Consider the following 12,549-nt stretch of genomic DNA (forward strand, 5'->3'; position numbering starts at 1 on the left):
GAAATGAATGAAACAATCAATCGTGGACTTGCACAAATGTTGAAAGGTGGGGTCATCATGGATGTCACAACACCGGAACAAGCCAAGATCGCGCAAGAGGCCGGGGCTTGTGCCGTCATGGCTTTAGAACGTATTCCCGCCGATATTCGTGCAGCGGGTGGTGTATCGCGAATGAGTGATCCCAAGATGATCCAAGGCATCCAACAAGCCGTTTCCATTCCAGTCATGGCCAAGTGTCGAATTGGTCATATTGCCGAGGCCCAGATCTTGCAGGCATTGGATATCGATTATATCGATGAATCCGAAGTCTTGAGTCCGGCGGATGATACCTATCATATTGATAAAACCCGATTTCAGGTTCCTTTTGTATGTGGAGCCCGCGATTTAGGAGAAGCTTTGCGGCGCATTGAAGAAGGAGCTGCCATGATCCGTACCAAAGGCGAACCTGGTACGGGCGATGTCATTCAGGCCGTTCGGCATATGCGCAAGATGCAGGCACAGATCCAATGGGTGGTCAGTAAACGTGCGGATGAATTGTTTGATTTGGCCAAACAACTGCAAGTCTCGTATTCTTTGTTGCGATATGTGCATGCTCATGGCCAATTGCCCGTTGTGAATTTTGCGGCGGGTGGAATTGCCACACCAGCGGATGCCGCTTTGATGATGCAATTGGGGGCCGAAGGTGTCTTTGTGGGATCGGGCATTTTTGCATCTGGTAATCCAGCCAAACGAGCCAAAGCCATCGTGCAAGCGGTCACCCATTATAATGAGCCAAATATCTTAGCGGAATTATCCAAAGATCTTGGCCCAGCAATGGTGGGCATCAATGCTGATGAAATTGAACTGATCATGGAGGAAAGAGGACAATGAAAACAGTGGGTGTCTTAGCGTTACAAGGAGCTTTTATCGAGCATGAAAAGGTATTAAAACAATTGGGGGTGCGCCCTTTAGAAATCAAGCACAAAGAAGACGTAAACCAGATTGATGGCATCATCTTACCGGGTGGCGAAAGCACCACCCAAGGCCGTCTTTTAGAAACGGAAGGAATCTTACAGCCCTTAAAAGAAAAGATTGAACAGGGATTGCCCACCTTAGCGACTTGTGCGGGAAGCATTTTATTATCCAAAGAAATTGAAGATCAAAACGAAGTGTATCTGCAGACGTTACCGGTTAGGATTCGACGGAATGCGTTTGGGCGGCAAAGTCATAGTTTTAAAAGCCGTGGACCATTTTTGTCCACGGCGGTTGAGATGATTTTTATTCGGGCCCCTTTTTTTACACAGGTCGATCCCGAAGTGCAAATTTTATCGAAAGTAGAGGATCACATCGTTGCCGTTCAATATCACAAGCAAATCGCTTTGTCGTTTCATCCGGAACTGACACAGGATCCCAAGATCCATTCGTATTTTATTGATTCGCTACTCGTATGAATAGAATCCTGCTTTGGCTTGTACACCGGTCTTTCCTTGGTCGATATAGGATTTCAACATATCGGCCACTTTTTTCATGGCAGGATCCATGCGGGCAATATTATAAGCTGTTTGAAGTCCAACAATATCTAGGATCTGCATTGGTCCATATGGAGCCCCGGTTGCTTTGCGCCATGTCTTATCAATGGTTGGTACATCAGCAATGCCATTGGCGTATAAATTCAAAGCGGCATTGAGGAATGGCACCAATAAGGAATTGAGCACATAGCCAGGTTGTTCTTTTTGTAAGCAGATGGGTTCCATGCCGATTTCCTTTCCAAAGGCAACGGCTTGTTCAAATACATGAGGATCGGTATGAGGATGTCCCATGATCTCAACGATATTGTATTTCCAAATTTCATTCGCAAAATGCATGTTTAAATAGCGTTCGGGATGTTTAACATGATCGACAAATTGGCTCGGTACCATGGTCGATGAATTGCTTGCCAGAATCGTATCGGGTTCTAAATATTGTGATAATTTTTGATAGATATCGATCTTGGCTTCCAAATCTTCGGACATGGCTTCAATGACGATCATGGCATCTTTGCATGCCTTTTCCATATCCAGTTCTAAGACAATGGAATCATAGGCTTTTTCGACTTGGGCTTGTTTGGCTTCGATATCGGCTACACTTGTCTGGGCAAGATCTGCCACAAGGCCATGCGGATAATACGGATAGTCCGTTCCACAATACGGTTTTAACGCTTCCAAGGATGACAAATAAATGGATTTCAATCGGTCCAATTTTGGTTGCGTGCGTGTCTTGGAACTTTCCATTCGTAACCAGAATGTAACATCAAATCCTTGATAGGCAGCTTGGAAAGCTATTTGGGAGCCTAAGACTCCACCACCGACAACGACTACTTTTCGTTTATTCATAATAAACCTCCTTCTCTGTATGATTGATTTCATTATATCGAGTTTTTTTATAAGCTGTTAGTCATATGCATCTGCCATGACAGATAATTGTTTCAACCGATATAGACACCCTTCTCGTACATCTTGATAGGCGGTTTCAAAATCATCGGTCCACCAGGGATCGGATACATCGCGATCGGGCAATAAACGTTGGACTTTGTGTTGAGGATCCGATCCAAGAATACGTAAGATATCCCTTCGATTTTCCGCATCCATATAATAAATATGGTCGTAGTTTTGATAATCGGATTGAGTGAGGATACGTGCTTGCCGCCGAGAAAAAGGAATGCCCTTCTCTTTTAATTTTGCCCGAGCCGGATAGTACATATCATTCCCAATTTCTTCATACGTAGCCGCGACGGAATCCACTTTCATCGGAATACCTTGTTTGCGACATAGATCTTTCATGATGAATTCAGCCATTGGACTTCGACAGATATTGCCATGACAGACAAATAGGATTTTGATCATAGAGCCTCCATTTCTAATTCGTATACAAAACAACATAAACAATCATTATCAAGATTTAAACCGATACTTTCCCTTACCAAATCCCGAAACCGATTCAATGATTTTTTTTCTCTCTCATTTCCTTCAACAACTCCGATACCCTGGATGGTTTTATATCCAATGCATACATGATATCCAAACGGCCAAAAATGGACTGACTTGTAAATTTCTTTCGAAGATTTGATTCGTTGATTTTGGTGTGAACATACCATCAATGTCCGGTTTTGAAGGGAATTGTGTTCACCAAGTAAAAGATTTCTCAAAAACAACTCTAGATATTCAGTGGTCTCATGGATTCCCTTTTTTGTAGTTGGCGACCACGAGTACATTACGAAAATACCATGCATTCTCAGCGAATATATCGTTTGTTGCATCCAATCCAAAGGTTCGTAAATATTTAATAAAAAATACAGCTGTCATACGGTATTTCCTTCCTCAAATACATGGATCTGCCATAATCTTGAAACAAAAAAGGCAAGATGATGAATCATTTCATCTATCGATAGATTCCGATAGGAGAATTTTCTTTCTTCTTACAAATATTGATTATTCTACGCCTAAAGCCTTAAAGACGGCATCTTCTGCACTATTGAAGAAAATCAATTCATTCGGATGGTACACTTCCTAGATCAGCTGTCGATGGAATTGGAAACCATACCTTTACTTTATAAGGAAAAATCCTATATTTCTCATTCCAAAAGATAATTCTTCTTTTATAGCATTCATTCAGCAAACCCTTGATCTAATTTCTTTTTAATATCTTCAATAGCCATAATAAACTTCTTGAAAACCATAAAACAATACACTACAATAGCTTCAAAACCAACTTGTGTGGATATAGCTGGGCTGGCTGTGCCAGTAAGACAAATGTCGAGATGCCTTTGCTCCTAGGGTTGGTTTTTTTTTACAATTTTTTAATTCGCGCCCTTTATTTGGCATATAAATTATATGTGATTCTTTTTATCTCTACCAACATTTATAGTGAATTTAAGTCCATTTTTATCATAACTTCCATAGAAGCATAAGAAAACAGCCTTGTAACTTGTAGGAAATATAGGCTGTTGTATTCAAACATTACAAATATTTACTTGCTTCACGAATGCTCAATGCATCCATTTGATCTTTGTATGTTTCTATGAAATGGCGGACCCATTCGGGATTGGTCTTGGAATAATCGCGTAAACTCCAGCCAATGGCTTTATTGATAAAGAATTCCGAACTACCAAAATTATTGAGTAATATTTGTTCCAATAATTGGGTATTGGTTTTCGCTTTTCTACCCAATTGATGATTAATGGCCATACGTCGTATCCAAAAATCATCATCTTTTGACCATATCAGCATCAAATCATGGATGCGCGCATCCTTTAAGCCCATATGACCAATGATTCGAGTAAAACCATCAATGGTATCCCACCATGGCTTTGTTTTGATGTATTTCATGAGATGTGGAAGATCATCATAGGTAAGAAACTTCTTCATGGTTGTCAGATAGTCCACCACAAAGTATTGAAATTCTCGATATTCATCGGCATAGCATGCATCCAACAAATCCCAGTCTATTTCTTTTTTCTGTTTTTCAGCTTTTAAAAATCCCTTATATATCGCTTTTCTTTTTGGAGAAGGTATACCATAAAAAGGAAACAAATAGCGCATATAAGCTGTCATTTTTACCGCTTTTTTTGAATCTCCATTGATTTCAAATTGTTTCTTTAATCTAAGATATGCATCCATTTCTCTTCTCCACATTCTAGTAGCACGATTTGAATCATTGTCGTATAAATATTCCATCAATGTCTTCTTCATCATAGGGACGAAAGATCGGCTTGATCGTATCTAGTGGGAATGGTGCTTCTTCGGCTGGATGATATTCTATGGATTCGATACGAGCAAGAGCTTCGTGGTTATCCTTTCCCGCCAAAACAATGACTAAGTCGCCTACATCGTATTCTCATCGGCTTGGTAACAATATTCTTTCCCACCATCCTCGAATACAACGTTGCAGAAAATCAATGAATGACTCAACAATGACTGAAAACATTTTTATCGTTTATTTATGTATTGTTATTGTACCATCATCAGCGAATCGGAATGATGCTTTCTTTCCTTTTCAAAGATGGACGTAACTCGTTAAGATTCATTCTAGATCTTTACAAAATCATGCCTTTTGTAAAGCATTTAGCCATTTTCAATGGAATAATTTTATGCATGTAAAATTCATGTAAATATATAAATTATTATTAATTTTAAATAACTTATTATTATTGATTATTTATTTTTGTTGTTATATCATGAGGGCCAGAAAGATGTTTTTATATGCTCGATTTTCGCGTACGTACTTTTCTTTGTGTTTGTCAAACTTTAGATTACACGAAAGCTGCTAACCTATTACATATCACGCAACCAGCTGCACACATACGTTATTTAGAATCGTATTATCAAACGCAGCTCTTTCGTTACCAAAATGAAAAATTGAAACTGACCCCAGCTGGACAACGACTCTATCAACGACTGCGTACGATGGCCAATGATGAAACCCAGCTCCAAGCGGAATTGCTGGCTCCTCACCAAGAAATGGAACAATTTTCTTTGGGTGTGACCATGACCATTGGTGAATATGGTATTGTCAAACCCATCGTCAAACTTCTAAAAGCCTATCCCCATCTCAATTTACATGTACGTTTTGAAAATACGGACCAACTCTTAGACTTATTAAAAGAAGGTACGATCCAAATGGCACTGATTGAAGGCTATTATCCAGAAGACATCTATATGCATAAACACTATCGCAAGGAAGCTTTTATTCCCATTTGTGCCACGAATCATGTATTTAAAAATGCCCATCCACATACTGTCAAGGACTTAATGGAAGAACGAATCCTGCTCCGGGAAAAAGGATCGGGTACGCGTAATATCTTGGAACATGATTTGGCTGTGCGAGGCATGCATCTCGAAGCTTTTCATCAATATGTCGAAGTGGAAAATATGCATACCATCATTGATTTATTGTGTGAAGACTGTGGCATTTCGTTTCTTTATCGCATGACTGCACAAAAACAAATAGAAGCGGGTATCCTCAAAGAAATTCCCTTGGATGATTTTTCCATCCAACATGATCTTGATTTCATCTGGGAACAAGGAAGCCTCTATAACGAGCGCAATGAAAAGATCAGTAACTTATTAGCTTCCGTATGATCATAAAAAAATGTGACCTCTTTTTAGCTCCACATATTCGGAAGCAGGGTCACATTTTTATTTTGTTTCAGATAGTTCAAATAGTTTGTCGTTCCATCTATCATTTTCTTCATATAAATACACTGATCAGATGAATAAAAAAGACGTAAGATCCATCTCACGTCTTATCTATCATCTACCAAATCTGCATGATATGTTGCAAAGCTAAACTTACAATGGTAATACCAACCCAACACGAAACACCGATCAAGAGAGGTTTTCCTCCTGTACGAATCAATTTGACAATATCGCTATTTAAGCCAATGGCTACCATGGCCATCACGATAAAGAATTTGGATATCGTTTTAAATGGCATAAACACTTCTGCTTGTACACCGGCATGTACACAAATCGTTGTAAAAATGGCTGCCAGGATAAAATACAGAATGAATAAAGGAAATGCTTTGCGAAAATGAAATCCTTCCCCTTTGTTTTGGCTATTACTCTGTTTTGTGGCAAGCACCAATGTAATTGGAATGATTGCCAACGTACGCGTAAGTTTCACCGTTACCGCCTTATCCAAAGTTGCACTGCCCAGATGCCACATACTATCCCAAGTCGAAGCCGCTGCCGTGACCGAAGATGTATCATTGATTGCTGTTCCGGCAAAGATGCCAAAAGCTTCGCCACTCGTTGTACTAAAGCCAAGAGCATGCCCTAATATAGGAAAGAAAATAGCAGCCAACACATTAAAGAAAAAAATAACGGAAATGGCTTGGGCTACTTCTTCGTCGTCAGCGCCGACAACCGGTGCGGTAGCGGCAATCGCAGATCCCCCACAAATCGAAGATCCAACCCCAACCAAAGTAGCAATATTTCCCGAAATATGCATTTTTTTATGTAACAAATAAGCAATGCATAAAGAGGTCGTAATGGTACAAACAATGATAGGTAATGACTGCTGCCCCGTTTGTGCAATCACGCCTAGATCCATACCAAATCCCAATAAAACCACGGCTGCTTGTAATACATATTTTGCAGTCCATGAAATACCATTTTGTGCTTTGCCTTTTGCTTTCCAAAATACCGTAATCATCATTCCTGCTAGAATGCCGATAACCGCGCCACCAATCACTGGAAAATGTATACCAATGAACCAAGATGGAATTGCAAGCAAAAGGCACAACAATATACCGTAGATGTTTTTCTTCATATTCCTATCCCTCTCTTGACGGGTTTGATTATAAAAGGACTAAGCAAAAATGTAAAATTATATATTTTTATTTATTGATAATATATTTTTATCGTTATATTGTAAAAAAAGAGGAGGATTTTCCATATGCTGGATTTTCGCGTACGTACATTTCTTTGTGTTTGCCAAACGATGAATTACACAAAAGCCGCTCAACAATTACACATTACCCAACCAGCGGTTTCTGCTCACATTCACTATTTAGAATCGTATTATCAGATTCAACTTTTTCATTATCAAAATCGAAAATTGGAACTGACTTCAGCAGGAAAATTACTGTATGAACGACTTCATACGATGGTCAATGATGAATCCCAACTTCGAGCTGAATTGCATGCTCCGCAACAAGAAATGGAACAATTTTCTTTGGGTGTGACCATGACCATTGGTGAATATGCCATTGTGAAACCCATCGTCAAACTTTTAAATACATTTCCCCATCTTAATTTGCATCTGCATTTTGGAAATACGGCCCAACTTTTAAATCAATTAAAAGAAGGTACGATCCAAATGGCGTTGGTGGAAGGTTATTATCCAAAAGATATCTATGTGCATACACACTATCGAACCGAAGCCTATATTCCTGTTTGTGCCACGAATCATGTTTTTAAAAACGTCCATCCACATACTGTCAAGGACTTAGTGGAAGAACGAATTTTGCTTCGTGAAAAAGGATCGGGCACGCGTAATATTTTGGAACGTGATCTAGCCGTACGCGGCATGGATATTGAAGATTTTCATCACTATGTGGAAGTAGAAAACATGCATACCATCATTGATTTATTGTGTGAAGATTGTGGTATTTCCTTTCTTTATCGTATGGCCGCACAAAAACAAATAGAAGCCGGCATACTCAAGGAAATTTGCTTAGAAGACTTTTCTCTCCAACATGATCTTGATTTTATCTGGGAACAAGGAAGCCTTTATAACGAGCGCAACGAGAAGATCAGTAGCTTATTAGCATCCGTATGATCATAAAAAAATAGCACAGTGATGTGCTACCATTCCTTGATCAAAAAGCGGTTCATGGTACTATGAACAACACCTTCGGGTTTTTCAATATCGGTAAAGCCTAGTTTTTGATACAAACCCAAAGCTTCTTGGAGATGATCATGTGTTTCTATATAACAACGTTCATAGCCGGCTCTTTGGGCTTGTTCCATGACATACACCAACAATTGTTTGCCATATCCATGTCCCCGAATGTCTTTACTCAAATATAATTTCTGGATCTCGCAACAATGTTCAAACCCATCAAATCGATCATAACCAGCACCACCTAGTACTTGATTTTCTTCTACAAGTACATAATAGGCACATCCTTCATGATCATACGATGTACTTATTTTTTCTAAGTTTTCATCATAATACACCGTTCCTGGCAATGCCAATCCATAGGCTTCTAGACTGGCACGAATCAGCTGTACCATCGCTAAATCTTCTTTTCTGGTGATCTTTCTTATTTCCATAACATTTCCTCAAACCCTTCACTTTTCATGGATTTGTTTTGAGCATAACACAAACTGTATCACAAATCGATTTCAACACCGAGCGATTCAAAGGATCCATCTATAAAAGCTTAAAATGATGGATAGCTTGTGATATAGCGTCGCTTTGATCTTTGGGACAAATATAATCAGCCACTGCCTTTACAGATTCTATTGCCTGATGCATCGCTACTCCGATCTTAGCGGCTTGGATCATACATACATCCGAATAGGAATCTCCAAAAGCCATAAAATCATTCATTGGTTCTTTCCAATGATACATCAAAGTCTGAATGCCGGTTAATTTGGTATAGCCTTTGGGAAAAATATCAATATTGAAAGGTCCACCCTTCACAATATGATATTGTGGAAATTGTATTTTCAGCTTTTGATAAAAAGCTTCCACATCTGGGGTGATATACGTGATCAACTTTTGTTTTTCACCTTCATAGGGTTTGCACTGATAATCAACCACATCATATTTTTTCATGAATAAACGAACAGTGGGATCGATTCCCGTCAACATTTCGATCTTTCCTACGGAAAATATAGGAACTTGGTGCGCCTGTCCAAACGCAAAAATCACATCCAGATCGTCTGGTTGGAAGGAATGATCTTCCAAATGGCAAAATGCAGGATCATACACTTCCACCCCATTGGTCGTGACATAGCCATCCCAATCGATTTCATTCATATGTGGAATCCCCGTTATTCTTTCCAAGGGACGACTCGAAGCAATGCCCAATCGATATCCTTTTGTGTGCAGGGCTTGTAACGTTTCAATGGAAGAAGGATCAATTTGTTTCTTATGCACATCCAATAATGTGTCATCTAAATCAAAAAAAATCGTTTTCATATGTTTATTCTACGCTTTCCAATCGATCAATCAAAATAAGGTCAATGGTTCATAGGATGGATACAATGTGGATGTATAATGAAAAATTTCTTGGGGATCATCCATGATACCAGCTGCCTGACACGTTTTATGAAACCTGTCCATCAACGCTTTATCACGTGGACTGATGACTTCATACGCATTCCCATAAACTTTTTTATAGCGTTGTTTCAAGCCAGGAAACGATGCATCCAACATGCGATAGTAATAGTCTCGACTCCCCTTTCTTAGTGTCATTCCTGCGTGGAAACAAATGATGCCTTTGACATCCGCATCGATACACCAATCCAAGATTTGTTTCATATTTTCATAAGAATCTGTCAAATACGGCAAGACAGGCGTTAACCAAACCACCGTTGGGATCCCTTTGGCTTGACAGGCTTTTAATACGTCATAGCGCCGTCGACTCGAACATACACCTGGCTCGATGATATGACTCATTTCATCCGAAGCACACGTCAAAGACATTTGGACCACAACTTTGGATCGTTGATGAATATCACCCAATAAATCCAAATCTCGAAGAACCAGATCCGATTTAGTAATGACCGTAGCTCCAAAACCATACCGATCGATCACTTGTAGGCAAGCTCTTGTAAGCTTTAGCTTCTTTTCGATGGGTAGATACGGATCACTCATCGAACCGGTACTGATCATGGTCTTTTTGGTTTTGGTTCGCAAACACTGTTCTAAAAGAAGGGGTGCATTTTCTTTCACTTCCACATCGGTAAAGTCATGATCAAAATGATAACAGTCACTTCGACTATCGCAATAGATACAGCCATGGGTACAACCTCGATAGATGTTGATCGCATTCCATTTGGTCAAAAGCGATCTTGCTTGCACAACATGCATAACTCAACCTTCACGACTTCTTTCTGCCAATCGTTGCTTTAACAAGCCAGTGCGTGTCTTGATTTCTTCGATGACTTGGATGAAGACTTCATCGGACTGTCCTGTCGGATCTGGTAAGCCCCAATCTTCGCGATACAAACAGGCCATGGCCGGGCATTGTACCCCACATCCCATCGTGATCACGATATCTAATGGAGGAAGCTGATCTACTGTCTTATTGTATTGGCCATTGGCAATCATATCGATTCCATATTTTGTTTTGAGGATACGCAACGCGTCGGGATCGATCTGATCTTTGATCTCAGTCCCTGCCGAATAACTTTCAAAAACATCACTCGCGAATGCTTTGCCGAATGCTTCTGCCATCTGGCTGCGACACGAATTATGTGTACAAATAAAGCCTACTTTCCACTTTTTCATAGCAATCTCTCAATCTGTTTGGGTTTCAATACACGTCCTGTGGCCACCACTTTGTCATCAATCATCAATGCCGGTGTTTGCAGGATGCCTAAGCTGGCAATGATCGAAAAATCCGTAATGTATTCGATCTTTGCATCGATATGTTTGTTTGCGACGGCTTCTTTCACATTTTTTAATAAAGTCTCACACTTACTGCAACCGCCACCTAATACTTTAATATTCATTCGTTTCTCCTCCTTTTTGAAACTTCTGTTTTGTATGATTCGCTATCTTCACTAAGGTCAACATGACGGGTACTTCCGTCAATACGCCAACTGTCGTTGCCAAAGCTGCAGGACTGGTCGTGCCAAATAACGCAATCGCTACGGCTACCGCTAATTCAAAGAAATTCGATGCGCCAATTAGACCAGCGGGTGCCGCAATCGCAAAGGGTAAATGAGCCAGATAGCTAGCGCCATACGCAATCCCAAAGATCAAGAACGTTTGGATGATCAAGGGAACCGCAATCAAAACGATATGGAAAGGATTGGAAACAATCACTTGAGCTTGGGATGCAAAGATCAAGACCAAGGTCAACAATAAACCTATGGTCGTCACGCCATCAAATCGATGAAGAAAAGTCGTTTCCAAATAGGTCTTCCCTTGTTTTTTCGTAATTGAAATGCGAGTTAAAATACCAGCCACAAGCGGAATCACCACAAATAAGAAGATACTGACAAATAATGTTGAATACGGCACGGTTACTTGGGAAACGCCCAATAAAAACTTCACAATGGGAACAAACGCAATCAAGATGATCAAATCATTGGTTGCGACTTGCACGATCGTATAGGCAGGATCTCCATGTGTCAAGCTACTCCATACAAAGACCATGGCGGTACAAGGGGCAGCCCCCAACAAAACGGCTCCAGCCAGATATTGTCGGGCCAAGTCCGGTGCGATCCAATGTTTAAAGATCACGAAAAGAAACACATAGGCCAAGCCATACATGGTCAATGGTTTGATCAACCAATTGGTGATCCACGTGATCAAAATGCCTTTGGGATGTTTTCCAACTTCTTTGATGCGTTGAAAATCCACTTTGATCATCATGGGATAAATCATGATCCAGATCAAGATCGCAATGGGAATGGAAATACCTGCTATCTGTAATTTTCCCAATACATGGGGAATAACGGGAAGAAAATGGCCTATCAACACACCTGCAACCATACATAAAAACACCCATAGTGATAAATAGGTTTGAAAAAAACTAATCCCTTCCTTTGATTTCATCTGTCTTATCCTCCTTACAAGTGCAATTCAAACGATCGATATAGGCTCGAAATGTCATCAATGTTTCGCAATTTAAAGAATAATACGTATTCTTCCATTCCTTTCGACTGACAACCAAACCACATTCGGATAATACTTTCATATGATGGGATAACGTGGGTTGCGTAATTTGAAAATGTTCCAACAACTTACACCCACACAACTCTCCATCTGTCAATAACTCTACGATTTGTATTCGATGGGAATCTCCCAATGCCTTACAAATCAGTGCTGCATCCATCGCATTCATAA

The 12,549-nt window shown here is 40.0% G+C and carries 17 protein-coding genes; 4 read left to right on the plus strand and 13 right to left on the minus strand.

Going from position 1 to position 12,549, the window contains the following annotated elements:
* Window positions 1-3: 3 nt before the first annotated feature.
* Both pdxS and pdxT read left to right on the plus strand, forming a co-directional pair.
* The gene (gene pdxS / locus MOZ64_RS00470) at window positions 4-870 is read left to right on the plus strand and encodes a pyridoxal 5'-phosphate synthase lyase subunit PdxS (protein ID WP_370659440.1); all 867 of its coding nucleotides are present in this window, start codon (window positions 4-6) and stop codon (window positions 868-870) included.
* Window positions 867-1,430, plus strand: a complete 564-nt coding sequence (pdxT, locus tag MOZ64_RS00475; protein ID WP_320324658.1) for a pyridoxal 5'-phosphate synthase glutaminase subunit PdxT — start codon at window positions 867-869, stop codon at window positions 1,428-1,430. Before pdxS ends, pdxT begins: the two co-directional genes overlap by 4 nt.
* Here pdxT and MOZ64_RS00480 read toward each other — a convergent pair.
* The 5 genes from MOZ64_RS00480 to MOZ64_RS00500 form a co-directional block, all read right to left on the minus strand.
* On the minus strand, window positions 1,419-2,351 hold the full coding sequence (locus MOZ64_RS00480; protein WP_320324659.1) for a 3-hydroxyacyl-CoA dehydrogenase: 933 nt from the start codon (window positions 2,349-2,351) through the stop codon (window positions 1,419-1,421). The genes pdxT and MOZ64_RS00480 overlap by 12 nt on opposite strands.
* Before the next feature lie 57 nt (window positions 2,352-2,408).
* Entirely contained in the window at window positions 2,409-2,861 is a 453-nt protein-coding gene (locus tag MOZ64_RS00485) for a low molecular weight protein-tyrosine-phosphatase (RefSeq protein WP_320324660.1), read from the minus strand.
* A gap of 327 nt (window positions 2,862-3,188) precedes the next feature.
* A complete protein-coding gene (locus MOZ64_RS00490) occupies window positions 3,189-3,320 on the minus strand; it encodes a hypothetical protein (RefSeq protein ID WP_320324661.1) in 132 nt (43 codons plus the stop codon).
* A 654-nt stretch (window positions 3,321-3,974) separates the two neighbouring features.
* The gene (locus MOZ64_RS00495) at window positions 3,975-4,634 is read right to left on the minus strand and encodes a DNA alkylation repair protein (protein ID WP_320324662.1); all 660 of its coding nucleotides are present in this window, start codon (window positions 4,632-4,634) and stop codon (window positions 3,975-3,977) included.
* 34 nt (window positions 4,635-4,668) lie between these two features.
* Window positions 4,669-4,821: a hypothetical protein gene (locus MOZ64_RS00500; RefSeq protein ID WP_320324663.1), complete on the minus strand. Its 153-nt coding sequence runs from the start codon at window positions 4,819-4,821 to the stop codon at window positions 4,669-4,671.
* Window positions 4,822-5,216: 395 nt separating this feature from the next.
* Between MOZ64_RS00500 and MOZ64_RS00505 the strand changes: the two genes are divergently transcribed.
* Window positions 5,217-6,095, plus strand: a complete 879-nt coding sequence (locus MOZ64_RS00505) for a LysR family transcriptional regulator (protein ID WP_320324664.1) — start codon at window positions 5,217-5,219, stop codon at window positions 6,093-6,095.
* 175 nt (window positions 6,096-6,270) lie between these two features.
* Here MOZ64_RS00505 and MOZ64_RS00510 read toward each other — a convergent pair whose 3' ends face one another.
* Window positions 6,271-7,287: a YeiH family protein gene (locus tag MOZ64_RS00510; protein ID WP_320324665.1), complete on the minus strand. Its 1,017-nt coding sequence runs from the start codon at window positions 7,285-7,287 to the stop codon at window positions 6,271-6,273.
* Between the two features lie 126 nt (window positions 7,288-7,413).
* Between MOZ64_RS00510 and MOZ64_RS00515 the strand changes: the two genes are divergently transcribed.
* On the plus strand, window positions 7,414-8,298 hold the full coding sequence (locus MOZ64_RS00515) for a LysR family transcriptional regulator (protein WP_320324666.1): 885 nt from the start codon (window positions 7,414-7,416) through the stop codon (window positions 8,296-8,298).
* Between the two features lie 26 nt (window positions 8,299-8,324).
* Here MOZ64_RS00515 and MOZ64_RS00520 read toward each other — a convergent pair whose 3' ends face one another.
* From MOZ64_RS00520 to MOZ64_RS00550, 7 genes are all read right to left on the minus strand, one after another.
* Entirely contained in the window at window positions 8,325-8,795 is a 471-nt protein-coding gene (locus MOZ64_RS00520; protein WP_320324667.1) for a GNAT family N-acetyltransferase, read from the minus strand.
* Window positions 8,796-8,895: 100 nt separating this feature from the next.
* On the minus strand, window positions 8,896-9,669 hold the full coding sequence (locus MOZ64_RS00525) for a Cof-type HAD-IIB family hydrolase (protein WP_320324668.1): 774 nt from the start codon (window positions 9,667-9,669) through the stop codon (window positions 8,896-8,898).
* A 30-nt stretch (window positions 9,670-9,699) separates the two neighbouring features.
* Window positions 9,700-10,563 (minus strand): SPL family radical SAM protein, encoded by an 864-nt coding sequence (locus tag MOZ64_RS00530; RefSeq protein WP_320324669.1) that lies wholly within the window; start codon window positions 10,561-10,563, stop codon window positions 9,700-9,702.
* 3 nt (window positions 10,564-10,566) lie between these two features.
* Entirely contained in the window at window positions 10,567-10,983 is a 417-nt protein-coding gene (locus MOZ64_RS00535; protein ID WP_320324670.1) for an arsenate reductase ArsC, read from the minus strand.
* The gene (locus MOZ64_RS00540; protein ID WP_320324671.1) at window positions 10,980-11,207 is read right to left on the minus strand and encodes a thioredoxin family protein; all 228 of its coding nucleotides are present in this window, start codon (window positions 11,205-11,207) and stop codon (window positions 10,980-10,982) included. The genes MOZ64_RS00535 and MOZ64_RS00540 overlap by 4 nt, the downstream gene beginning before the upstream one ends.
* The gene (arsB, locus tag MOZ64_RS00545) at window positions 11,197-12,258 is read right to left on the minus strand and encodes an ACR3 family arsenite efflux transporter (RefSeq protein ID WP_320324672.1); all 1,062 of its coding nucleotides are present in this window, start codon (window positions 12,256-12,258) and stop codon (window positions 11,197-11,199) included. The genes MOZ64_RS00540 and arsB overlap by 11 nt, the downstream gene beginning before the upstream one ends.
* On the minus strand, window positions 12,236-12,547 hold the full coding sequence (locus MOZ64_RS00550) for an ArsR/SmtB family transcription factor (protein WP_320324673.1): 312 nt from the start codon (window positions 12,545-12,547) through the stop codon (window positions 12,236-12,238). The genes arsB and MOZ64_RS00550 overlap by 23 nt, the downstream gene beginning before the upstream one ends.
* Window positions 12,548-12,549: the final 2 nt, after the last annotated feature.

It is taken from the genome of Absicoccus intestinalis (genome assembly GCF_033971885.1).
Lineage (GTDB): Bacteria > Bacillota_I > Bacilli_A > Erysipelotrichales > Erysipelotrichaceae > Absicoccus > Absicoccus intestinalis.